This is a genomic window from Enterococcus sp. DIV0561 (assembly GCF_050539875.1).
GTDB lineage: Bacteria > Bacillota > Bacilli > Lactobacillales > Enterococcaceae > Enterococcus > Enterococcus faecalis.
In genome coordinates this window covers 2,729,897-2,755,024 of record NZ_CP172927.1, presented here as the reverse complement: position 1 = coordinate 2,755,024, position 25,128 = coordinate 2,729,897, and the positions used below count along the sequence as shown (strand labels likewise).

At 40.1% G+C, this 25,128-nt stretch carries 19 protein-coding genes and 1 riboswitch; of the genes, 13 read left to right on the top strand and 6 right to left on the bottom strand.

Annotated elements, in window-relative coordinates; translation table 11 throughout:
• Positions 1-224: 224 nt before the first annotated feature.
• Positions 225-587, top strand: coding sequence for an LPXTG cell wall anchor domain-containing protein (locus tag IGM13_RS13115; protein WP_002383160.1), 363 nt, complete (start codon positions 225-227; stop codon positions 585-587).
• The gene (locus tag IGM13_RS13110) at positions 574-4,467 is read left to right on the top strand and encodes a WxL domain-containing protein (protein ID WP_086269752.1); all 3,894 of its coding nucleotides are present in this window, start codon (positions 574-576) and stop codon (positions 4,465-4,467) included. Before IGM13_RS13115 ends, IGM13_RS13110 begins: the two co-directional genes overlap by 14 nt.
• A 249-nt stretch (positions 4,468-4,716) precedes the next feature.
• Here IGM13_RS13110 and IGM13_RS13105 read toward each other — a convergent pair whose 3' ends face one another.
• Positions 4,717-6,333 carry a phosphatase PAP2/LCP family protein gene (locus IGM13_RS13105; RefSeq protein WP_002419658.1) on the bottom strand — a complete coding sequence of 539 codons (1,617 nt, stop codon included), beginning with the start codon at positions 6,331-6,333 and terminating at the stop codon, positions 4,717-4,719.
• Positions 6,334-6,424: 91 nt separating this feature from the next.
• Positions 6,425-6,591, bottom strand: a riboswitch (M-box (ykoK) riboswitch).
• A 203-nt stretch (positions 6,592-6,794) separates the two neighbouring features.
• Between IGM13_RS13105 and IGM13_RS13100 the strand changes: the two genes are divergently transcribed.
• Together IGM13_RS13100 and IGM13_RS13095 are read left to right on the top strand one after the other, a co-directional pair.
• A complete protein-coding gene (locus IGM13_RS13100) occupies positions 6,795-8,090 on the top strand; it encodes an AAA family ATPase (protein WP_002419657.1) in 1,296 nt (431 codons plus the stop codon).
• Positions 8,091-8,098: 8 nt separating this feature from the next.
• Entirely contained in the window at positions 8,099-8,593 is a 495-nt protein-coding gene (locus IGM13_RS13095) for an RloB family protein (protein WP_002419656.1), read from the top strand.
• A 204-nt stretch (positions 8,594-8,797) separates the two neighbouring features.
• Here IGM13_RS13095 and IGM13_RS13090 read toward each other — a convergent pair whose 3' ends face one another.
• Complete coding sequence (locus IGM13_RS13090) at positions 8,798-9,790, bottom strand: biotin--[acetyl-CoA-carboxylase] ligase (RefSeq protein WP_002419654.1); 993 nt, start codon at positions 9,788-9,790, stop codon at positions 8,798-8,800.
• A gap of 138 nt (positions 9,791-9,928) precedes the next feature.
• Between IGM13_RS13090 and IGM13_RS13085 the strand changes: the two genes are divergently transcribed.
• The 3 genes from IGM13_RS13085 (at position 9,929) to rpoC (ending at position 17,998) form a co-directional block, all read left to right on the top strand.
• Positions 9,929-10,144 (top strand): zinc ribbon domain-containing protein, encoded by a 216-nt coding sequence (locus IGM13_RS13085; RefSeq protein ID WP_002354768.1) that lies wholly within the window; start codon positions 9,929-9,931, stop codon positions 10,142-10,144.
• Positions 10,145-10,563: 419 nt separating this feature from the next.
• Positions 10,564-14,178, top strand: a complete 3,615-nt coding sequence (gene rpoB / locus IGM13_RS13080; RefSeq protein WP_010712913.1) for a DNA-directed RNA polymerase subunit beta — start codon at positions 10,564-10,566, stop codon at positions 14,176-14,178.
• Between the two features lie 166 nt (positions 14,179-14,344).
• The gene (rpoC, locus tag IGM13_RS13075) at positions 14,345-17,998 is read left to right on the top strand and encodes a DNA-directed RNA polymerase subunit beta' (protein ID WP_002354777.1); all 3,654 of its coding nucleotides are present in this window, start codon (positions 14,345-14,347) and stop codon (positions 17,996-17,998) included.
• A gap of 48 nt (positions 17,999-18,046) precedes the next feature.
• Here the strand turns inward: rpoC and IGM13_RS13070 are convergent, their stop codons facing one another.
• On the bottom strand, positions 18,047-18,739 hold the full coding sequence (locus IGM13_RS13070) for a prepilin peptidase (protein ID WP_002383169.1): 693 nt from the start codon (positions 18,737-18,739) through the stop codon (positions 18,047-18,049).
• A 108-nt stretch (positions 18,740-18,847) separates the two neighbouring features.
• Here IGM13_RS13070 and IGM13_RS13065 point away from each other — a divergent pair, with 108 nt between their 5' ends.
• From IGM13_RS13065 to rpsI, 5 genes are all read left to right on the top strand, one after another.
• A complete protein-coding gene (locus IGM13_RS13065) occupies positions 18,848-20,368 on the top strand; it encodes a gluconokinase (RefSeq protein WP_002419652.1) in 1,521 nt (506 codons plus the stop codon).
• An 83-nt stretch (positions 20,369-20,451) separates the two neighbouring features.
• Entirely contained in the window at positions 20,452-21,171 is a 720-nt protein-coding gene (locus IGM13_RS13060; RefSeq protein ID WP_002419651.1) for a DUF5105 domain-containing protein, read from the top strand.
• A 127-nt stretch (positions 21,172-21,298) separates the two neighbouring features.
• Complete coding sequence (locus IGM13_RS13055; protein WP_002354782.1) at positions 21,299-21,766, top strand: Dps family protein; 468 nt, start codon at positions 21,299-21,301, stop codon at positions 21,764-21,766.
• Positions 21,767-22,002: 236 nt separating this feature from the next.
• Positions 22,003-22,431: a 50S ribosomal protein L13 gene (rplM, locus tag IGM13_RS13050; RefSeq protein WP_048670019.1), complete on the top strand. Its 429-nt coding sequence runs from the start codon at positions 22,003-22,005 to the stop codon at positions 22,429-22,431.
• A gap of 13 nt (positions 22,432-22,444) precedes the next feature.
• Positions 22,445-22,837 (top strand): 30S ribosomal protein S9, encoded by a 393-nt coding sequence (rpsI, locus tag IGM13_RS13045; protein WP_002354786.1) that lies wholly within the window; start codon positions 22,445-22,447, stop codon positions 22,835-22,837.
• Positions 22,838-23,151: 314 nt separating this feature from the next.
• Here the strand turns inward: rpsI and IGM13_RS13040 are convergent, their stop codons facing one another.
• Complete coding sequence (locus IGM13_RS13040; RefSeq protein ID WP_002419650.1) at positions 23,152-23,373, bottom strand: helix-turn-helix transcriptional regulator; 222 nt, start codon at positions 23,371-23,373, stop codon at positions 23,152-23,154.
• 100 nt (positions 23,374-23,473) lie between these two features.
• Here IGM13_RS13040 and IGM13_RS13035 point away from each other — a divergent pair, with 100 nt between their 5' ends.
• Positions 23,474-23,713 carry a helix-turn-helix domain-containing protein gene (locus IGM13_RS13035; RefSeq protein ID WP_002419649.1) on the top strand — a complete coding sequence of 80 codons (240 nt, stop codon included), beginning with the start codon at positions 23,474-23,476 and terminating at the stop codon, positions 23,711-23,713.
• Positions 23,714-23,999: 286 nt separating this feature from the next.
• Here the strand turns inward: IGM13_RS13035 and IGM13_RS13030 are convergent, their stop codons facing one another.
• On the bottom strand, positions 24,000-24,170 hold the full coding sequence (locus tag IGM13_RS13030) for a type I toxin-antitoxin system Fst family toxin (RefSeq protein ID WP_174089884.1): 171 nt from the start codon (positions 24,168-24,170) through the stop codon (positions 24,000-24,002).
• Complete coding sequence (locus tag IGM13_RS13025; RefSeq protein ID WP_010816858.1) at positions 24,170-25,114, bottom strand: helix-turn-helix domain-containing protein; 945 nt, start codon at positions 25,112-25,114, stop codon at positions 24,170-24,172. Before IGM13_RS13025 ends, IGM13_RS13030 begins: the two co-directional genes overlap by 1 nt.
• Positions 25,115-25,128 lie beyond the last annotated feature (14 nt).

Here is a 25,128-nt window from a genome sequence, read left to right as displayed (position 1 = left end):
GGGAAAAACAGGTGGGAAACAACATTCCTATTGGTTGATAATTAAATAACATGTCTTTAAACGCTGTTCTATCGCTATAATTCAAAAAATTCACATGGAGTGCGTAAAAATCGTCAATTTCTCAAGGGGGGTTCTTTGTTATTATAGAGGTATGAAAAAAGGTTGTTTGAGCATTTGATAAACACAAGTTCAAATCTGTTGTTGATTTAAAAGGAGGTTTTAAAATGAAAAAAAAGCGTTATTTAATGATTGTGTGTCTACTATTTTCCCCTAGTTTTTTTATAAATGTTGAAGCGTCTGATGGTGGTTCTAGTTCGGTGGGGATTGAATTTTACCAAAATCCGACAACACCCGCTCCTAAAGATGCCCCGCCGAAAACAGATGCGCCAGCTACTGATCCCAAGGAACCAGCTGGTCCTCCGCAAGGAGATCAACGAAGTGGTGGTTCGACACAGACCACCACAACTGGCTCAACGCTCCCTCGTACAGGGAGCAAGAGTCAGGCAAATCTTAGCATTCTCGGCTTGGTCTTAATCGGCCTTGTCGGAATGGTACATAGAAAGAGGGGACGACATGAAGCGAAATAAATGGCAACGTCTTGCAGCTATTGGCTTATGTAGTTCTTTGCTAGTGAATGCCTTTTCGGGCGTGACGGCAGTTGCGGAAACCGTGACGATTGAAAGTAGTCCGACCGCTGAAAGTAGCGTCAAGGAAGAAACGCAAGCAAGTAGTGAAACGCAAGAAACAACGACTGGAACAAGTCGAGAAGAAGTAACACAGAAAACAGAGAAACAAGCAGAAGTGGCAGCAGAAAAGAAGGAAGACACGCCAGTGAAAGCGGAGCAAAAAGAAGTAGAAGCTCAGCAGGAGGCGCAACCTACGCCACAACTACCAGTAGAAATACAGAATAGAGCCGTTGGGGTTAAGGCAGGAAATTTGCCCGAGCTTCATCAGCAGTTAGTTGATTTGTTATATGCGAGATATGGAAGTCTAGGGCAATTACTTGGTTATCAAACTGACCCTATTCCCTTTCCTGAAGGCGTAATCGGCTTCAACCTTAAGAATACTGAAAATGTTACCTTGAATATGGCTGATTTTGATTTAACTGCGACAACACGTTTTACAATTAACGAATACAGTCCTTATAAGCCGATTAGTTCAGTCGTTGGACCTACAACTGTTAATAAATCTGCAACTGGGTTTGACCTTGTTGTCCCAGCGAAAACAATTACAGCAACTTCCAATCTCAATCAATTCTATCATGTAGAAGCTGTGAGTTTACAAGTGCCAGCTTATATCAAACAAGTATCGATTGCAGGGAGTATAGTGAATATAGGTTATGGAACTTTGGAACCACGACTAACAAATGTGGCACTGATAATAGCACCTACTGATTCATCGCATTATGATATCTCAAGTAATTTTGCTTTAGGAAAATACATCTATCAAATTAGAGACACGTCTGGAAAAGCTGAATCGCCCACTAGTTATTATGCTACACATGGAGAGGCTTATGTTCCAGCAAATGATATTGATCTAAATGTTACCTTTCGTAAAGTCACCGAAAACTTCGTTGACGCCACAGGTGCTAAGATCACACCGCCAACTGGTTTCACGCAAGGGCAACAAACAAGTATTACGAGCAATGACTTCACGTACACAAGTGCCAAAACCTTGCCGGATACGTACAAGGCAGGTAGCAAAACTTACAAGTTCAAAGGCTGGTACAAAGGCAAAACAAAACCAGCGACTTTAAAAACAACGAAGACACCAAGTTACGCTGTGACTTACGATGACAATGACGACATGACGGCGGTCTATGAAGAAGTCGTGACCAAAACATATAATTTACCAGCAAAAGATGTTTATTTTGGTTATGTTGATGAAGCAGGTAACTTATTAAATCCAGCAGATTTTACTGTAGAAGCTGAATTAGGTGAAAGCACCGCAATTGAGTCATCTGTACTAGGGAAAGTTCAAGGAACGAATCAAGTTACTAGTAAATTAAAAAAATTATCAATTCCTGGAAAGTCGTATGATTTCCCAGTTGCCGAGATTAAAACTTACGGTACGAGATATGTTGATCATACGATTCCAAAACGCTATAAGACTATGTCAATCAGCCCGACAGCTACTTATACAGGTGATAAGACAAAGTATCCAGTACCAGATGGTCTTCGTCAAAATATTGATAATCCTACGATTACAGTGACGACTCCTGGTACTTCATCGTATAAATTATCAACCAACGGGATTGTTTTTGGAACAGACCGTAAGTATTGGACATGGGATACTAATAAAACCTGGTATGCAATGGGTATTTATTCAGGGGTTGTTGGTTGGAACTATAATTTATTAACACCAACTGGTACAATTTACTACTATTTAGAAAACCGACGTATCACCGAAAACTTCGTCGATAGTAATGGAACGAAAATTACACCGCCAACTGGTTTCACGCAAGGCAAACAAACCGTGATTGATAGTGATAATTTCACGTATACGAGTGCCAAAGCCTTGCCAGCCTCCTACACAGTAGGGGACAAAAACTACAAGTTCAAAGGTTGGTACAAAGGCACTGACCAAACAGCCCTGAAAACGACGAAAACACCAAGTTACACTGTGACCTACGATGGCAAAGATGACATGACGGCAGTCTATGAAGAAGTCCAGGACACCACTGTTTACCCAGGATTTTACGCGGAATTTTTCGATGAGCAAGGAAAAGTGTTCACCAATCCACTTACTCTTTCTGGAAATTATACAGAATATCTCAGAAAAATAGATAATAGTCCGTTTGAAGCAACGGGCTCGCTTTACCCAATGGTAGGAAGCAAAGATGCAACCGTTGCTAATCGCTATAAAGTAGAAACGAAGCAAAGCGTATCAATACCTAATAATTTTTTTGAAGATTATCCAGCAGATATTTTGCATAAAGGTTTTGCGTTGAACAACTTTGATATTACGAATGAATTGAAGTATGTTGACCAAGTGGAAGCAACAACGAAAACCATTACGTTGTACGACTACGATACGATTAGTGACATAGGCACTAACCTTCTATCAGACTCAGTAACTGCTAGCCTAAATAGTTTTGAAACAGTGTTTAACAGAGAGGTAAACAATACTTTTTCTGTTAAGGCAAAGTGGGGCCAGCCGGGGATAGCAAGAGAGACTATACCAAATTTACTAGCTTTAGGTAGTATAAGTTCCAAGCCCCGACTATTAGGTTTTGACGGAACTAGCGACTACAAGCAAACGATAAACTATAAAGTTACACGCAAACAAGTCACCGAAAACTTCGTTGATGCCGCTGGCGTTAAAATCAGCGCGCCAACAGGTTTCACGCAAGGTAAACAAACACCAATGACAAGCAACAGTTTCAAGTATACAGCGGCGAAAGCTTTGCCAGCTAGTTATTCAGCTGGCGGCAAAACCTATACTTTCCAAGGTTGGTACAAAGGTAAAACCAAACCAAACACATTGACAACAAGTACGACGCCAACATATAACACAACCTTTGATGGCAATGACGATATGACGGCGGTGTATAAAGAGGAAGTGCCAAAAGCGAGTGTTACTTTAACACGCACTACAGCTGAAACAGTAACTAGCGGCGGCAACGTCACATGGCGCGCTACGATTACCAATACAAGCCAAGCCCCGTTAACCACGGCGACCATCAAGAAATCAACGGCTTGGACAACTGGCTTAGCAGCACCAACTGCCATGATCGTGACACCAGTTGGCGGCACGGCAAAAACCGTCCCAGTCACAGCGACTACTTGGACTAATGGCGTTAGCTTAGGGACTGACATCCCAGTAGGGAAATCTGCCACGGTTCAGTTCACTACCAAAGCGACGGGCATAGCGGGACAAGTCTTGCGTGCAGGGATTACCACCAGTGGGAATTACAGTGGCATTTCTGCTTCAGCAACTGTTCGTGTGAAAGACAATGATCAGGCGATTGTTACACCAACGACAGAGGGATTCATCAGTGTGCCAACTTTCAATTTTGGTCAGATAGGGATTGCGGGAAATACACAACAGCATGGCCTGAAGAAAGCCGCTGATTACTACGGCAACGGCACACGCAATCCCTATCTGCGAATTAAGAAAACCCAACCGAATTGGAGCTTAACGGCACAACTGTCTCAACCAAAATCAGCTACAGACAGCTTGCCAACAGCGACCCGCCTATTACTAGGTGCAGCTCCTGTTTCAAGTTTTTCCAATTACAATCAACCAACGGAGTTGAAAAACACGATTGGCACCACCAAGGTTATTAACTTAACGGCAAATAACACGGCTACGAACATCGTTGCCAACCAACAATTTACTGGCAGTAATGTCTATCAGCTAGATTTCGTATTTGATAATATCAAACTAGAAGTACCAGCTAGTCAAGGCATGACTGGTCAACAATACCAAGCCGCAGTCACATGGAATTTAGTGACTGGACCGTAAAAATAAAAAATGCTCGAGCTTCAGAAAAATAGGAGGCTCGGGTATTTTTTATTGATGGTCTTTTTAGGGTTGTTGTGCTATAACAGCAATGAAAAGAGAGATATGCGACAACATACCTCTCTGGTGTAGAGCCGTTTAAGACGGTAGCGATTTTTAGTGATTTATAAAAAATAACCGTACTCGCTAAAGCTTCTGCGATAGACAAAGTGAGCAGCGCCCCTTTCATTAAGGGGCGCTGCTTTTTAGTCGTTATTGCGATTGTTCAGTGTCTTTCGTAGAGAGGTTCATTTGTTCTTTGATGGCATTTTCGACACGTTGGCGTTCGCTTTCTTCAACCAGTTGATAAGAAATACCTTCAATTCCTGTCACGCCATCGCCAGTATAATCGTAGCCTTTCAATTGATCGGTTTCGATTGTTTTTAGTGCGGGGGTGTATTTTTTTAGCATTGCCATCATTTGGTCAAAGGACAAGTCGGTTTCACCATGTTCGCCGATTACGTCCAGAATTTCTTGATATTTTAGCAAGCTGTTAAAAGAAAGTAACTTGTTGGTTAATTCGATTAAAACTTCTCGCTGGCGGCGTTGACGACCATAGTCGCCTTCGGGGTCTTCGTAACGCATGCGCGCGTATTGTAAAGCTTCCCAGCCACCTAAATGTTGTTTGCCTTTCGGATAATGAATCCCTTCAGCGTCAAAAGCAAAGGCATTGTCGACAGTGACGCCGCCCACCGCATCGCCAAGGTCCTTCATAGCATCCATATCAATTGAAAAGTAATGATTGATTGGGATGTGCAAGACATTTTCAACCGTTTTAATTTGCATATCGGCACCACCGAAAACGTGGGCCGCATTGATTTTATTGTATTCGCCATTGGTGCCAGCCATTTCCACATAGTAGTCACGTGGGATGCTAGTGATGGTAGTTTTTTGTAATTGATTATTCACTGTAACCACCATTAAGGCGTTGGAGCGGTAATCGGTTTTGCGTTTTGAGTCATTCGCAATTCCCATAATTAAGAAACTAACCGGTTCACCTTTGGCTAAATCGGGACTCTTCGTGGAAGATTTTCTTGGTTTATACATGGTATTCGCTGTTTTTTGCAAATTGCGATACATGCTGACCCCGTAAGCGGAAACAGAAAGTGTGCCTAAAAATAAAAGGGTTAAACTGAAGACCACGAATAAACTTTTTCTTTTACGAGAATGGCGGCGCCGGCGTTGTGTCGGTACTTCTGCTTCCTCTAGTTCAGGTGCCGGCAAATAACGTTGAACAATTTGAAATGAAAAATTGACCCAGCTATAACTTAGGAGCATCCCAGCGATGACATCACTAGGATAATGAACGCGTAAGATTAAGCGACCTAACACAATCAAAACTAAATAAGTGAGTAAGAAAATTTTGATGCCTTTGGTTTTTTCGACATGAAGATAGGCCAAAATGATCAAAATCGTACAGACCAGCGCCATTGCTAATAATGAATGTCCGCTGGGAAAGCTAGCAGAGCTTCGATCAGCTAAAGCGCCTAGGTTTGGTCGAACCCGACCCACCACATGTTTAAACACGCTCCCTAAAAAGCCGACAGCTAATAGGTTACTGACAGCCCAAAAGGCTAGAATTTTTTCTTTTTTGCGTAAAAGGTAAACCATCAATAATAAGAAGAATAGCAGCATTGGTCCAATCGTGGCAGTTTTTGCTAACAGATTGACCGCTGTTAAAAGTGGGGCATTTAATTGCCATTTGATGTGATAAATAGCTTCGTCCATTTGTTGAAACCAATTTGGACTAGCCGCCACTAACAAAGTGAGGAAAGTAAAACCAAGCGTTGTTAGGGCATAAAGTGGAAATTTTTTATTCGATGTTTGCATGAGAATCCCTTTCTTTTTCCCTTGAAAGAGTAGACTAAGCCAGCATCGATCGTAAATAAGCGCTTGCGACTAAACAGGACACAGCAAGCCAATCGGTTCTCATCGTCTGAGCTTTAGCACTATCCAACGTAAAGATTTCTCTTAGCTATTTTTAGAAGAGCCTTAATTCGACCATTCCTGTTTTACACATTGGTGTCTTTCGACATTTCTGCGCAATAGCCTATGTTTGGATAGGAGCCTCACCTAACAAGGTTATTTTATCTAACGCTAGAAGTATAGAATTTATGCAGCAGTTCTCACAATGAAGTTTAAGAAAATTTATTGTTTTTTAAATAAATTTAAAGGTGTGGGAGAAAAGCGTTATTTTGGGAAATCGATTTTAAAAACGGAAAAACGTTTTACAGCATCTGCTTTTAACGATATAATAAAAGAATAGATGAAAAAACGAGGAGGTGAACAGTATGCTAGTTAATTTTACAGTCAAAAATCTTCTATCTTTTAAAGAGGAACAAACACTTTCCCTACAAACAGGCACGTATTTACGAAAGTATGTCAATAATCGTTTCGAAGTGAAGCCTAAAAATTACCCAGAAAAACTAAGGTTACTGAAGAGTGCCATTGTTTTTGGGGGAAATGGTTCAGGAAAATCAAATTTAGTGAGTGGGTTAAATACGTTAAAAACTTTGGTTTTAAGAGAACAAGCTTCGATTAATGATGCTTTATTATATGAACCTTTTGCGTTAGACCCTCTCACTAAACAAAGTCCATCTGTTATGACCATTGAATTTATTAATGACAGTGTCTTGTATCGCTATTCGTTAGCTAACACAGCGCGCGAAGTAGTTAAGGAATCTTTAGAAATTTATGACAAAACGCAGGATGATTTTGTTTATTATTTTAAAAGAGACGGCGCGGAATCTTCCGTTTTTCCAGAAAAATATCAAGAATACCAAACACAAATTAAGTCTAATTCGTTAGTTATCCATACGTTGGAATCAAAAAATGATCAGCACGCTACGAATGTCGTTCGTTGGTTTGCCAATCAGTTAGTTATTTTTGATGGATCTTTACGGAATATTGAACGGTTGAACAATGAAAAAGACAAAGAGAAAGTCTTGAACTTTTTGAAACTTGCGGATATGAACATGGTTGACCTAGTTCCTGTGAAAGACAAAGAGGAAGATTACTCGAAACAAGAAAAATTAGCCGCTGTTTTAGAACGAATTATCCAAGAAAAAGACCCGACCATTGAAATTGGTCGAGTCAAGAAAAGTCTGTATTCGCTGTACTCTGTTTATAACCAATATGATGAAATGAATCAAGTGGTCGGACAAGAACGTATTCATTATGATTTGGAATCTTTTGGGACGAAAAAATTAATTGGCTTAGCGCTAAATATTTTATTTAATCCAGAAGAAAAAGTTTTTGTTTTTGATGAATTTGATGATGCGTTTCATCAAGAGTTGTCAGGAACATTGTTAGAAGCGTTCAATGCCATGGAGACGAATACACAATTTATCTTGACCTCCCATGAACTTCATTTGATGGATAATCAATTGAGAAAGGATCAAATTTACTTCACAGATAAGAATTATCGTGGTGCCAGCGAATTATACGCTTTGTATGACTTTGAAGCAGACCCTAAAAAAGGTCGCGGAGATATCACGTATTATCGCCGTTATTTAAATGGTCTATTTGGTGGTGTTCCTCATATTGATCGAAGTGAAATCGTTCAGGCAGTGAAGGTAAAGGAGTAGAAGTTGGTATGCCAAAAATAAAAAGGGTAAAAAAAGGAAAGAAATTAAAACCAAATGTCATGATTTTTTGCGAAGGAGAAACAGAAGAAGCTTACCTTAGATTGATTAAACGAAAATATTCTGCAGTCAATATTAAAAGTAAACTCAAAGTAAAAACATGTAGACGTCAAGGAGAGGCGTTGGTCGAATACGCCGTTTCCTGTATTCGGAGTATGGGAAAAGCGGAGCGAGACAATTATGATTTGTTTTATGTTATGTATGACAAGGACGAACAAACCACAGAATCGATTGAAAACGCGGTAAGATGTGGACAACGACATCGTCCTGAAATCAAGACAATTTTTTCAAATGAATGCTTTGAACTCTGGTTATTACTTCACTTTGAGGAAGTCAATCGATACATGACTAGAGAAAATTTATATGGGAGATTAGAGAAAGTTCTGCATTTAAAAGACAGTTATCGAAATTTTAAAGGCGCAGAAGTATGTAAGTATCTTGAATAAAAAGTAGCTATTGCTTTTCAGAATACGAATAAAAACTGGTTTTCTCCTTTAGAAGAAATGAAAATCAATGAAAATCCCTATACGAATTTCCCCAAAGAATTGTGCGAAATGTTAGCACAAAAAGAAGTTGATTTTTAAAGAGCAAGAAAGCATCTGTTTAAATTTAGACAGGTGCTTTCTTGCTCTTTTTCTAAATTTCCCCACCTATCCTCGACGCCATTCACCAATCTGGTCCAAACTAATTTCCCCAGAAGACAACGTTTTGGACGTACCATCAGGCAACTGGACAATCAATTCCCCGTTTCCATTAATGGTTGTCGCAACGCCGCGGAAGTCTTGCCCGTTTTGGGTAAAAGCGACGTCTTTGCCAATCACAAAGGAGCGTTGTCGGTATTCTTCTAAAAAGTCTTTCGTTGAACGTTCGTCTAAAATTTGATAAAAATGATTCCAAATGTTGGCGACTAGTTCATTTCGCGACGCCGTCGGTTCACCATCTGGGAAAAGGGAAGTCACTTTCTGCCGAATGTCCTCAGGAAATTCGGTTTCTGTAATTGAAAAATTAATCCCCATGCCGATGATAACATTGGAAATTTGCCCTGTTTCCACATTGCTCATGGCTTCCGACAAAATCCCGCAAACTTTTTTGCCGTTTAAATAAAGATCGTTGACCCATTTAATTTCTGTGTGAACGCCTGCCAGAGCATCCATTGCTCGAGCGACCGCTACGGCCATAATCACAGTATATTGGGCGATTTCTTCAAAATTTTGGTTCGGTTGAAGCACCATGCTCATGTAAATCCCTTTACCTGGCGTAGCGAAAAACGGCCGGCCGAACCTGCCCCGCGGCATTTCTTGCATGTCAGCAACAATCAATGTATTGTCTGGCGTCTGGTCTAAAATCGCCCGCTTAGCATCGGTCATGGTAGATTCAGATGTTTCTAGGACGGTAATTGTTAAAGGCGGTGTTTGTGGCCATAATGCCAACTGAATGCCTTCTGCAGAAAGGACATCTGATTTTTCAAGGCGATACCCCTTGTTTTGCACGCTAGTAATTTGATAGCCATCTTTTTTCAATTCATTAATCGCTTTCCAAATAGCTGTGCGAGATAAGGATAGACGTTGTGCCATCTCTTCGCCCGAAAGGAATGCGGGCGTTTGTTTCATCAATAAAGTTAGGACTTGGCTTTTTGTCGACATATTTTTTCCTCCGATTCGTTATGCTTATTGTAGCGGAAAGGAAAAGGCTTGGTCAACTAGTGAAAAAATCCATCTTAGGATGGAGGAAAATGAAGCAGGCGTTTGCTATACTTGTTTTATTGAGAAGGAGTGAGGGGAATGGAAAAGCAACAATATGTTTGTGAGAAATGTGGCAACATGCACTATGTGTCGGATCAATTTCAAGCAACAGGTGGGAACTTTGCGAAAATTTTTGATGTTCAAAATAAAAAATTTATTACAATTAGCTGTACCCAATGCGGCTACACCGAACTTTACCGCAGCCAAACAAGCGGCGGCATGAATGTCCTAGACTTTTTATTAGGTGGCGGTTAGTCAAAAACGAATGCATCTTTGCATTCGTTTTTTTGTGTGCGAATAGGAAGATAGGGGAAAATGCGTAATTATTTATTACGCATTTTTTCATTTAAACCCTTTACAAAAAAACTCCTTTTTATGAAAAAGAAAACCTAAAAGAAACCCTTGACTTTTCTAGACAAAGGTAGTAGAATCTATAGAGCAAAAACTATCTGAAAGTGACGAAGCAGGAGCGAAATATTGTCCGTTCCGGTTTTTTATAGGAAAACAAAAGTAGAAACGCCAGAAAATTTTTCGGAAGCATGTTCTATTTTTGGTTTTTTTTTGCTTAAAAACTGCAAAAAATGCTTTTTGTTACATATATTTAATATATGTAACGTAAATGTAATTTTTCGGATCGGTGTTTTGATAGACTTATAACTAGAGGGGTGAAGAGCTTGGCTGGACACGTAGTAAAATACGGAAAGCATCGCGAACGTAGAAGTTTCGCACGTATCAGTGAAGTATTGGAATTACCAAATTTAATTGAAATCCAAACAGACTCTTATCAATGGTTTTTAGATGAGGGACTTCGTGAAATGTTTGAAGACATTTTACCAATTGATGATTTCCAAGGAAACTTATCCTTAGAATTTGTTGACTATGAATTAAAAGAACCAAAGTACACAGTAGAAGAAGCCCGCGCACATGATGCCAACTATTCTGCGCCATTACATGTAACATTACGTTTAACCAACCGTGAAACAGGTGAAATTAAATCCCAAGAAGTCTTCTTCGGCGATTTCCCATTAATGACAGAAATGGGTACCTTCATCATCAACGGGGCAGAACGTGTTATCGTTTCCCAATTAGTTCGTTCTCCAGGTGTTTATTTCCATGGAAAAGTGGACAAAAACGGCAAAGAAGGTTTTGGCTCAACAGTCATTCCTAACCGTGGTGCATGGTTAGAAATGGAAACAGATGCGAAAGACATTTCTTATGTTCGGATTGACCGCACACGTAAAATTCCTTTAACTGTGTTAGTTCGTGCTTTAGGTTTCGGTTCAGATGATACCATCTTCGAAATTTTCGGCGACAGCGAAAGCTTACGCAACACAATTGAAAAAGATTTACACAAAAACGCAAGTGATTCTCGTACAGAAGAAGGCTTGAAAGACATTTATGAACGTCTTCGCCCAGGCGAACCAAAAACAGCAGATAGCTCACGTAGCTTGTTAACTGCACGTTTCTTTGATCCAAAACGTTATGATTTGGCAAACGTTGGTCGCTACAAAGTTAACAAAAAATTAGACTTAAAAACACGTCTATTAAACTTAACCTTAGCTGAAACGCTAGTTGATCCAGAAACTGGTGAAATCATTGTCGAAAAAGGCACGGTTTTAACACACCAAATCATGGAAACATTAGGCGAATACATTGACAACGGCTTAAACAGTGTAACTTACTATCCAAGTGAAGATGCGGTAGTAACTGAACCAATGACGATTCAAGTGATTCAAGTTCTTTCACCAAAAGATCCTGAACGTATCGTAAATGTGATTGGTAACGGCTATCCAGACGACAGCGTCAAAACAGTTCGTCCAGCAGATATCGTTGCTTCAATGAGCTACTTCTTCAACTTAATGGAAGATATCGGCAATGTCGATGACATCGACCACTTAGGTAATCGTCGTATCCGTTCAGTAGGCGAATTATTACAAAACCAATTCCGTATTGGTTTAGCCCGTATGGAACGTGTGGTTCGTGAAAGAATGTCTATTCAAGACACAGAAACATTGACACCACAACAATTAATTAACATCCGTCCAGTGGTAGCAAGTATCAAAGAATTCTTTGGTTCTTCACAGTTATCACAGTTCATGGACCAAACAAACCCATTAGGTGAGTTAACCCATAAACGTCGTCTATCAGCCTTAGGGCCTGGTGGTTTGACTCGTGACCGTGCCGGTTATGAAGTTCGTGACGTTCACTACTCTCACTATGGTCGTATGTGTCCAATTGAAACGCCTGAGGGACCGAATATCGGGTTGATCAATAGTTTATCTAGTTACGCAAAAGTGAATAAATTTGGTTTCATCGAAACGCCTTATCGCCGTGTTGATCGTGCGACAGGCCGTGTTACTGATCAAGTAGATTACTTAACAGCAGACATCGAAGACCATTATATCGTAGCGCAAGCGAACTCAGTTTTAAATGAAGATGGCACATTTGCCAATGATGTTGTTATGGCGCGTCTACAAAGTGAAAACTTAGAAGTTGCCGTAGACAAAGTTGACTACATGGACGTTTCACCAAAACAAGTAGTCGCAGTCGCAACAGCATGTATTCCTTTCTTAGAAAACGATGACTCCAACCGTGCCTTGATGGGTGCCAACATGCAGCGTCAAGCGGTGCCGTTAATTCAACCACGCTCTCCGTGGGTAGGTACAGGTATGGAATATAAATCAGCCCATGACTCAGGTGCTGCTTTACTATGTAAACATGACGGTGTCGTAGAATTCGTCGATGCAAAAGAAATTCGCGTTCGTCGCGACAATGGCGCATTAGACAAATATATGGTTACTAAATTCCGTCGTTCTAACTCAGGAACAAGCTACAACCAACGCCCAATTGTTCACTTAGGTGAAAAAGTTGAAAAAGGCGATACTTTAGCGGATGGACCTTCTATGGAAGAAGGCGAAATGGCTTTAGGGCAAAACGTCTTAGTTGCCTTCATGACATGGGAAGGTTACAACTACGAGGATGCCATTATCATGAGCCGTCGTTTAGTTAAAGACGATGTCTACACTTCTGTGCATATTGAAGAATATGAATCAGAAGCACGTGATACAAAATTAGGACCTGAAGAAATTACCCGTGAAATTCCAAACGTTGGGGAAGACGCGTTGAAAGACTTAGACGAAATGGGGATTATCCGCATTGGTGCTGAAGTTCAAGATGGCGACTTACTAGTTGGGAAAGTCACACCTAAAGGGGTTACAGAATTATCTGCAGAAGAACGTTTATTACACGCAATCTTCGGGGAAAAAGCCCGCGAAGTTCGTGATACGTCTCTCCGTGTACCTCACGGTGGCGGCGGTATCGTTCATGATGTGAAAATCTTTACTCGTGAAGCTGGCGATGAATTATCACCAGGTGTCAACATGTTAGTTCGTGTCTATATCGTTCAAAAACGTAAAATTCACGAAGGAGATAAAATGGCGGGACGTCACGGAAATAAAGGGGTTGTTTCCCGTATTATGCCGGAAGAAGATATGCCATTCTTACCTGACGGAACACCTGTTGATATCATGTTGAACCCATTAGGGGTACCTTCTCGTATGAATATCGGACAAGTACTTGAATTACACTTAGGTATGGCTGCTCGCCAATTAGGTATTCACGTCGCAACACCTGTTTTCGATGGGGCAACCGATGAAGACGTTTGGGAAACTGTTCGTGAAGCTGGTATGGCTAGCGATGCTAAAACAGTTCTTTACGATGGACGTACAGGTGAACCATTTGATAACCGTATTTCCGTTGGTGTCATGTATATGATTAAATTAGCCCACATGGTTGATGACAAATTGCATGCTCGTTCAATCGGACCTTACTCTCTTGTTACGCAACAACCGTTGGGTGGTAAAGCTCAATTCGGTGGACAACGTTTCGGGGAAATGGAAGTTTGGGCACTGGAAGCTTACGGTGCTGCTTACACATTACAAGAAATCTTAACTTACAAATCTGATGACGTTGTCGGACGTGTGAAAACATACGAAGCCATCGTTAAAGGTGAACCAATTCCAAAACCAGGTGTGCCTGAATCATTCCGAGTATTAGTGAAAGAATTACAATCACTTGGTTTAGACATGCGTGTCTTGGACATTGAGGAAGCTGAGATTGAGTTACGCGATATGGACGATGACGATGATGATTTAATCACCGTTGACGCACTAACCAAATTTGCGGAACAACAATCAGCGAAACAGCTGGAAAAAGAAGCAGAATCAGTCGTGAAAGAAGAAGCACAAGACGTTGTTCAAGAAATTGAAACAGCCGAAGACAGAGACTAATTTGTCGCTACCACTCTGATGAGTTGATTCAACTGCGACTTTGTTGCAACTGCGCAAGCCATTACTTGTTCCAAGTGTCGTCAGACCTTCTTTCAAGTGATGCTTGCCATTTGCTAACAAGTTGCTGACTCAGCTTCTCTAAATAAGGAAATGGAGGGAATTCCTTTTGATCGATGTAAATAAATTCGAAAGTATGCAAATAGGGCTTGCTTCACCAGAAAAGATCAGAAGTTGGTCTTATGGGGAAGTTAAAAAACCCGAAACAATTAACTACCGTACATTAAAACCCGAACGTGAAGGGTTATTCTGTGAACGCATTTTTGGTCCAACCAAAGACTGGGAATGTGCTTGTGGTAAATATAAACGTATCCGTTATAAAGGTATTGTCTGTGACCGTTGTGGCGTTGAAGTCACTCGTTCAAAAGTACGTCGTGAACGTATGGGACATATTGAATTAGCCGCACCAGTTTCACATATCTGGTACTTTAAAGGAATTCCATCTCGGATGGGTCTTGTTTTAGACATGAGCCCTCGTGCATTGGAAGAAGTCATTTATTTTGCTTCATACGTTGTCATCGAACCAGGTGACACAACATTAGAGAAAAAACAATTGTTAACGGAACGCGAATATCGTGAAAAACGTGAACAATATGGCCAAGCCTTCAAAGCTGCTATGGGTGCCGAAGCCGTGAAACAATTATTAGATAACGTCGATTTAGATGGCGAAGTTGCGCAATTAAAAGAAGAATTGAAAACAGCTTCTGGTCAAAAACGGACACGTGCCATCCGTCGTTTAGACATCTTAGAAGCCTTCCGTGCTTCAGGTAACCAACCAAGCTGGATGGTAATGGATGTTATCCCAGTTATTCCACCAGATTTACGTCCGATGGTTCAATTGGAAGGTGGTCGTTTTGCAACAAGTGACTTAAACGACTTATACCGCCGTGTTATCAACCGTAACAACCGTCTAAAACGTTTATTAGACTTAAATGCGCCAAGCATCATTGTTCAAAACGAAAAACGGATGTTACAAGAAGCGGTGGATGCTTTAATCGATAATGGTCGTCGTGGCCGTCCAGTTACTGGACCAGGTAACCGTCCATTGAAATCTCTTTCTCACATGTTGAAAGGGAAACAAGGTCGTTTCCGTCAAAACTTACTAGGTAAACGTGTTGACTATTCTGGTCGTTCCGTAATCGTCGTTGGTCCGTTCTTAAAAATGTACCAATGTGGTTTACCAAAAGAAATGGCGATTGAATTATTCAAACCATTTGTAATGCGTGAATTAGTACAACGTGAAATTGCGACAAACATTAAAAATGCGAAACGTAAAATCGAACGTGGCGAAGATGAAGTTTGGGATATCTTAGAAGAAGTTATCCAAGAACACCCAGTTTTACTTAACCGGGCACCTACGTTGCATAGATTAGGGATCCAAGCTTTCGAACCTGTTCTTGTTGAAGGTCGTGCCATCCGTCTTCACCCATTAGTTTGTGAAGCCTACAATGCCGATTTCGATGGAGACCAAATGGCGGTTCACGTGCCTCTAAACGAAGAAGCACAAGCAGAAGCTCGTATGTTAATGCTTGCTGCCCAAAATATCTTGAACCCGAAAGATGGTAAACCAGTTGTTACACCATCTCAAGATATGGTCTTAGGTAACTACTACCTAACAATGGAAGAAGAAGGCCGTGAAGGGGAAGGTATGATCTTCCGCGACATGAACGAAGCTGTTTTAGCATGGCAAAATGGCTACGTGCATTTACACTCACGGATTGGGGTTCAAACAACACTTTTAGGTGACAAACCATTTACTGATTGGCAAAAAGAACGAATCTTAATCACCACAGTTGGTAAGATCATCTTTAACGAAATCATGCCTGTTGAGTTCCCTTACTTGAACGAACCAACAGACTATAACTTAACTGTTCAAACACCAGATAAATACTTCGTAGAAGCTGGTACAGACATTCCTGCACACATTAAAGAGCAAGAATTAGTTTTACCATTCAAGAAGAAAAATCTTGGAAATATCATTGCTGAAGTCTTCAAGAGATTCCACATTACGGAAACCTCTAAAATGCTTGACCGCATGAAAGACTTAGGTTACAAACACTCAACTTATGCTGGGATGACGGTAGGGATTGCCGATATCATGGTTCTTCATGAAAAACAAGCAATCATTGATGCTGCCCACAAACAAGTTGAAACAATTACTAAACAATTCCGTCGTGGTTTAATTACTGATGACGAACGTTATGAACGTGTAATCGGCGTTTGGAACGGTGCCAAAGACGAAATCCAACAAAAACTGATCGAAAGTATGGAAGCTCGTAACCCAATCTTCATGATGTCTGACTCTGGAGCCCGTGGTAACATCTCCAACTTTACACAGTTAGCTGGTATGCGTGGTTTGATGGCCGCTCCGAATGGACGAATCATGGAATTACCAATCATCTCAAACTTCCGTGAAGGACTTTCTGTCTTAGAAATGTTTATCTCAACTCACGGGGCTCGTAAAGGGATGACCGATACGGCCTTGAAGACAGCCGATTCAGGTTACTTAACACGTCGTTTAGTTGACGTTGCCCAAGACGTAATCATTCGTGAAGACGACTGTGGCACTGACCGTGGTCTTGAAATCGAAGCAATTCGTGAAGGTAATGAAATTATCGAACCATTAGACGAACGTCTATTAGGTCGTTATACACGTAAATCAGTTGTTCATCCAGAAACTGGTGCAATCATCATTGGTGCGGATCAACTAATCACTGAAGATCTTGCAAGAGAAATCGTGGACGCTGGTATTGAAAAAGTAACTATCCGTTCTGTCTTTACATGTAACACAAAACATGGTGTATGTAAGCACTGTTACGGACGTAACCTAGCAACTGGTTCTGACGTTGAAGTCGGAGAAGCAGTTGGTACAATCGCCGCTCAATCAATCGGGGAACCTGGTACACAGTTAACCATGCGTACGTTCCATACCGGTGGGGTTGCCGGTGACGATATCACTCAAGGTTTACCTCGTATCCAAGAAATCTTTGAAGCACGTAATCCGAAAGGGCAAGCAGTGATTACAGAAGTAACCGGTGAAGTTATCGATATTTCTGAAGATCCTGCCACACGTCAAAAAGAAGTAACCATCAAAGGAAAAACAGATACACGTACCTATACTGTCCCTTACACTGCACGTATGAAAGTTGCTGAAGGCGACATCATCCACCGTGGTGCACCGTTGACAGAAGGTTCAATTGATCCAAAACAATTATTACAAGTTCGTGATGTTTTATCTGTTGAAAACTACCTATTACGTGAAGTACAACGTGTTTACCGTATGCAAGGGGTAGAAATCGGCGACAAACATATCGAAGTAATGGTTCGTCAAATGTTACGTAAAATCCGCGTAATGGATCCAGGTGACACTGAAATCCTTCCAGGAACATTAATGGACATCGCAGAATTTAAAGACCGTAACTACGACACATTAGTTGCTGGTGGCGTCCCTGCTACTAGTCGTCCAGTTTTACTTGGTATTACCAAAGCGTCATTGGAAACAAACAGCTTCTTATCTGCTGCATCCTTCCAAGAAACAACACGCGTGTTAACAGATGCTGCTATCCGTGGCAAAAAAGATCCATTACTTGGATTGAAAGAAAATGTTATCATTGGTAAAATCATCCCAGCTGGTACTGGTATGGCTCGTTACCGTAACATGGAACCAAAAGAAGTTGGCGTAGCTAGCGAAAACGTTTATAGTATTTCAGACATCGAAGCACAAATGGCTGCTGAAGATGCGATGAAAAACATCAATAAATAAACCCTAAAAAGCCGTAAGGAGCATGCTCCTTGCGGCTTTTTTTATTTGCTATAACCAACTGATTGTGAGTAAGCCCAAACTTAAAAAGGGGACAAAGGGAAGTTTTTGTTCAACTGGATACCCTAAAAATTTACAACTGTAGCCACAGATTAGACCATAACTACTGGCAAAAAATAGTAGCATCAGCAACTGAGGTACCTGTAAAAAACAGCCCCACAAACCCAGTAACAAAAGATCCCCTCGCCCCATGGCTTCCGGAAAATAATGTAAGACGGCTCGGAAAAAACAAAAACAAAAAAGACCAGTCAGTAAGTAAAACGAATGCTGACCCGCCACTTTCAGCAAGTAAAGCACAAAAAAACTAGGATAAAGAATCTTCGGTTCAACCACTAAATACCAGTAATCAATCAAGGATAATGTGAAAGCACTCGTCAGCCACCACCAGAGAATCAAAGCATCAATCTTCAGGCCAGCTGAAAAACAGCTTGCGGTTAACCCGCCCATGACAAGTTCTGCTAAAAGATAACTCTTAGCTACTGGCTGTTGACACTTTCGACAACGAAAGCGCTGCAGCAAAATCGAAACAACTGGAATTAATTCATAGAGTTGTAGAGGCTGGTGGCAACCTTGACAGTGGGAAGGGGGCCACCACAGAGAACGCCCTACTGGTAAGCGCTCCGCCACTAAGCATAAAAAAGAACCGAAACAGGCACCAATCAAAAAGAGACTCAAGAAAAACATAGGTTACCTCCTTAAAAATAAACTACGCTTTTTTTAAACTTTTTCATTTGACTAGACAAATCTTTTTTTGTTAGGAATAATAAAAGAAACAAGAAATGAGGGAATCAAATGGAAAAATTAGCGATTGGTGTCGACGTTGGCACCACGCAAGCCAAAGCAGTGGCTTTTCAAGCAAATGGCACAGTCGTAGCTTCTAGCTATGTGCGTTATCCATTAATTCAAGAGACTGAAGGAATGGCGGAGCAAGACCCAGAGACGCTGTTCCAAGCTGTGGTGAACTGTATTCGAACCGTCACACAGCAAGTGAAGAATCAACCAATTGGGCTCATTTCTTTTGCTTCAGCGATGCATGGCTTAATTGCCATGGATGCGCAAGGACGCCCATTGACCCAAGTGATTACTTGGGCTGACACACGAGCATCTGATTATGCGGAAGCGTTAAAAGAAACGCCAGCGGCCCAATTGTTTTATCAATTGACAGGCATGCCAATTCATCCAATGGCGCCTTTGTACAAGATTCGCTGGCTGCAGGAAAATCAGCCAGCCGTTGCGCAGAGCGCGGCCAAGTTTATTGGGATTAAGGACTACATTTTTTACCGTTTCTTTGGCGAATACTGGACAGATTATAGTAGTGCTTCAGGAATGGGTTTATTTAATATTCACACGCGGCAATGGGAATCATCGATTTTAGCGTATTTATCTATTGAGGAGGAACAGTTGCCAAAAGTTGCCCCGTCAACGTTCATTTTTCCAGCATTAGCGCCTTCTTGGCAAGAGATGCTTGGTGTTGAGGAGGAAACGGTTTTAGTTCTTGGTGGCGCGGATGGCCCGTTGTCTAATCTAGGTTTGGGAGCGCTAGGAACGGGTGTAGCGACTTTGACCGTTGGTACGAGCGGTGCACTTCGGTATATTGTCGAAGAACCTTTTTTGCATCCGCAAGGTGAAACGTTTTGTTTTGCTTTAGATGAACAGCACTGGGTGATTGGTGGCGCAAGTAGTAATGGTGCAGTTGCGTTAGATTGGGCGAGCCAAACGATTTTTGCAGAAGAACGTCAGCAAGCTATCCAAAACGGGACTAATTTCTATGACCCAATTATGGCCAAAATTGCAACCGTGCCAGCCGGGGCAAATGGCTTACTGTTTCATCCTTATTTGCTTGGTGAACGAGCACCGTTGTGGAATGCAGAGGCGAGCGCAAGTTTTCTTGGCTTGCGCAAAAATCACCATGCCGGACATTTAGCTCGAGCGGTGGTAGAAGGAATCTGTTTCAATTTAAAAACTATTTTAGAGGATTTGAAACAACTCGGTGGACCCGTTCAGGAGATTCGAGCGACAGGCGGCTTTGCTGATTCCCCTGTGTTCCGTCAAATCATGGCTGATGTGCTGGGAGAAACGTTATCGTTCACTGATAGCACCGAAGCTTCGGCATTAGGCGCTGTTTTGCTAGGTTGGCAAGGCTTAGGGCAGTTACCAAATTTACAAGCAGCGGCGCAACAGGTGCTGATTCATGAAACGGTCACGCCACGAGCGGATCAATTGCTAGTTTATCAAGAACTGTATCCTGTTTTTCAAGAAACCCAACAAGTTTTAGCACAAAGTTATCAAAAATTAGCAGAATTCCGCAAATAATTGATAGTAAATAGCTTTGACAAATGACTGAGAAATTGCTTAACTAGAAGAGAGACGAAGACTTGAGGAAATGAGGATGAGGAATGAAGAAACAGCTACTACCACTATTTCTGTTATTCATTGGGGCGTTAGCAAGTTGCAGTGCACCGTCTCGTTCCGGCGAAAAAGCAGCGCAACAGTTGGTAGATTACTTTATTTATCAAGAAAAGACAGCGACATTCTCTCAAACTTTTCGTGAACCGAAAGTCTTAGCGGAGCATTTGCAGACGAGCCGTCAACAGTTCCAGAAGCAGTTTTTCAATAGCTTAAAAGAAATGAACGCTGAAGTCACCGAGACTGAAGCCCAGAAGCTTAGCACAGAATTACTGGCTCAAGTGAAGAAAAAAGCGTCATATCAACTAGTAGCCACAAAAGAATTGAATGGGCAAGCGACAATCACTTTTCAGATTAAGGGCTTAGATTTTGTGACGGCGATTGAAGATACAACCACTGCTCTTCTTCAGCAAACGCAACAGGCAACACAAGCGCTAGACATGCAGCACACGTTAGTCGTTTTAAAAAAAGAAATCCAACAAATCAATGTCAGCCATGAGCCAGTTGAACTGCCATTAACGGTTAAGCAAGTAGAAGGACAATGGTACTTGCCGGCAGCGGAGCAACTGAGACTGAATCAGTTTTTTTTAGCTTTCGTCACAGGAAAAGAAGATACTGACCAGTTGACAGAGGCACTCGACACGATCCTCACTCAAGCGGAACAAAAAGTCGTCACTGCGGATGAAAAAACAGCGATTTCAGGAAATTAATTAAATTCTTAATTGTAATTATTATAATTTGATAATAATTTTAAAAAAGAAAGGTTTTCAGTGTACTTTTTTCACAATTCATATTACACTAAGAGTGTAGAAATAATATTTAGGAGGATGACAAAGAATGAAATTTGAAAAAACAAAAGAAATTTTGAACCAACTCGTTGCAGATTTAAGCCAATTTTCCGTGGTAATTCATCAAACACATTGGTATATGCGTGGACCTGAATTTTTAACACTTCACCCACAAATGGATGAATACATGGATCAAATCAATGAGCAATTAGATGTTGTTTCAGAACGTTTAATCACATTGGACGGCTCTCCATTCTCAACATTGCGTGAATTCGCAGAAAATACAAAAATTGAAGATGAAATTGGTAACTGGGACCGCACCATTCCAGAGCGTATGGAAAAATTAGTAGCAGGCTACCGTTACTTAGCAGACCTTTACGCAAAAGGAATCGAAGTTTCTGGTGAAGAAGGCGACGATTGCACACAAGACATTTTCATCGCAAACAAAACAGACATCGAAAAAAATATTTGGATGTTACAAGCCAAACTTGGCAAAGCGCCTGGTATTGACGCATAATTTAAAACAACTCCCAAAGCCGCTGACGTTGACGTTGGCGGTTTTTTTCTGTTTAAAAGGCACAAAAAAATAAGTGAAAATCTATTTTCTGAAAGCGCAGAAAAACATTGACTTTATCAGTGATTGAAGGTAAAATATTAAATGGTATTGTTTGCCCCACAATGAGCCCCGGAAACTCAAGTGTATGTCAAACATCGAAAACAAAATTGGAGGAAAGAAACGTGCGTACAACATATATGGCCAAAGCTGGCGAAGTAGAACGTAAATGGTACGTAGTAGATGCAACAGATGTTCCTTTAGGACGTCTATCAGCAGTTGTTGCTTCTGTACTACGTGGTAAAAATAAACCAACATTCACACCACATGTGGATACTGGAGATTTCGTAATCGTAATTAACGCTGATAAAGTAAAATTAACAGGTAAAAAAGCTACAGACAAAATTTACTACCGTCACTCAATGTATCCTGGAGGATTAAAATCAGTGACAGCTGGTGAATTACGCGACAAAAACTCTCGCCGTCTTATCGAAACTTCTGTAAAAGGTATGCTACCTAAAAACACTTTAGGACGTAAACAATTTACTAAATTGAACGTATACGGTGGAGCTGAGCATCCACATGCTGCACAACAACCAGAAGTATTAGATATCACGAACTTAATTTAAGGAGGGAAATTCATTGGCACAAGTACAATATAGCGGCACAGGCCGTCGTAAAAATGCAGTTGCCCGCGTACGCTTAGTACCAGGTACTGGTAAAATTACTGTAAACAAAAAAGACGTAGAAGAATATATTCCACATGCTGACTTGCGTGAAGTTATCAACCAACCATTTGGCGTAACTGAAACAAAAGGCGCTTACGATGTAATCGTAAACGTAAACGGTGGTGGCTATGCTGGACAATCAGGAGCTATCCGTCACGGAATCGCTCGTGCATTGTTACAAGTAGATCCTGACTTCCGTTCTGCTTTAAAACGCGCTGGGTTACTTACTCGTGACGCACGTATGGTTGAACGTAAAAAACCAGGTCTTAAGAAAGCCCGTAAAGCTTCACAGTTCTCAAAACGTTAATTATTTGGAGTCGTTGCGAACGTGTTCGCTTACGAAGACAATCTGGGACGAAGATTTCCTTGGGAATCGAGTGCCACTCAATTATCATTTTGAAAGACACTTTCCAATTTGGAAAGTGTCTTTTTTTGTTGTAGTAATTACAGTGTTATTTCTGCTATACAAGTCTTATAGGCTGATTACACGCTTATCTTTATTACCAATAGAATGACGGATCCTGATTTCAAAATTATACGCCTCCTAAAAATACACTTATGCAGAGGATAAATTTCTTTTTAGTTAATTTTCTAATTTTGTTCACTTATATATTTTTCTATTTAACTTTCATTAACAACGAATATATCCTCAATCCTCACATGGAAAAATTTAGCAATCCTAAAAGCTAATAATAAAGAAGGATTATAGCGATTTTTTTCTAATTGAAGAATGGTTTGTCTCGAAACACCGACCTTTTCTGCAAGTTCTTGTTGAGTCATGCGATGAATTGCTCTGTATACATGGATAGAACTGACGAAATTTTCTTTTTCTACTTTACTCATAAATACACTCCTTTTATATAAAATGCATGTCTATACGAACAACACTATAAAAATAGTTTACTATACGATGTTTATATAGACAACAGTTAGAAAGGAGAAAATGACTATGAGTCAAGAAAAAACATCGGTTAAAGTAGAAGTATTGATCAATGACTTACTAGCTGAAAGAAATATGTCTCTGAGAGAATTAGCGAGATTATCAGGTATTGAACCATCTAATCTCAGTAATCTTGCGAATGGCAAGCGAAAAAGAATCTATTTGGAACACATTGAACGTATTGCAGATGCTTTGGAGATTGATGATATATCCAAGGTTATGAAATTACGAAGACTTGACTAAAAAATATAGATTATATTAATATATTTACTTATAGCTTTGTATTAAATGAGAAGAGTAGCAAGCTGTTTTTCTTACTTTCAAAGTATATTAAAGAAGACGGTAAAATATTATTGAAACGTTTAATGAAATAGGATTGTTGCTTTTTCACTCTATTTTTGGTACTATGATGGTGCGAAACGATAGTCGCTTTATCAATATTACACAAAAACCACTCTACGGCGAATAGAGTGGTTTTTCTTTACATTCGTTGCGACGACGAATGTGTGGGTTAGAAGGCAACCTGCTTTTAGTCATTGTCGTTCTCATCTAACCAGTGAGAAAAAAGTTTAATAACAATACCTACAAATATAGGCGCAATGACTAACGATAGAAGCTCATCCAATATTACACACCCCCCTTGGGGGCAAGTTGCCGAGATTAGTATAGCATAGAGAAAGATGAAAGAAAACGAGAACATCACCACCCCCATCGTCTTTTGACATCCTTTTCGAGCTTTTCTTTGGGGATAATTTCTGTATTTAGTTGTTTGATAAATTTTTTTGTATCGTGGTTGGAATATATATTTCCTTCTGAAAACATAGAAATACGTTTTTGTTCTTTTTCAAAAAAGGTTAACTGGTTTAGGCAGTCTACATAATTGTTTATCCTCTCTTTTTCAGCTTTTATTTTTTGATAGGAATTATTGCTGCTATGTTCTATGTAACCTCGATTCTTAATGATTGATGTTTTAATTAATTCATTTTCTCTATTAGAATATTTGTAATTATTTACTAAAAATTGTAAATCTTTTAAATTTACTGCTCTAGGCTCTAAGTATGTTTGTAAATCTTTGTCCGTATAAGAGTTGATATTTATAACTATTTGAGTAAATCCTAATATTAAAGCATAGTTCTCTAGTTGAATAATGAATTTTTTATATAAATTATAGAAATCATCAAAGTGAAAATTTTCACTTTTTTTATATAAATCAAAATCTGTTATCTCAAATGTTAATCCATATAAAGTAGTATTGATTCGCATATTTCCTGAAAAAGAAAACTTTTTGAAATATCCTTTGGAATAAATATTCAAGCATTGTTTTGACGAATAAGGATGATACTTGCATGAAATATGAAGGTTTTTAGAAAGTAAAGATTCTAATAGATCCAAATTTTCATGATTAAAACCTTTATTAGGTAGGAATGCTTGTAAGCACTCTTCACGGGTATATATTGTTCCGAATTCATCAAAAGACACGTCAAAATATTCTAACAACTCAGTTAATACGTTAACGGAAATATCATGAAATTCATTGTTTTTAATCTTACTAATAGCTTGCCGAGATATTGCAGTTTCTTTTGCTAGTTTGTGATTACTAATATTTCTTTCTAGCATTAAATCTTTAAGTCTATTTTTATACATATTTATCACCTCAA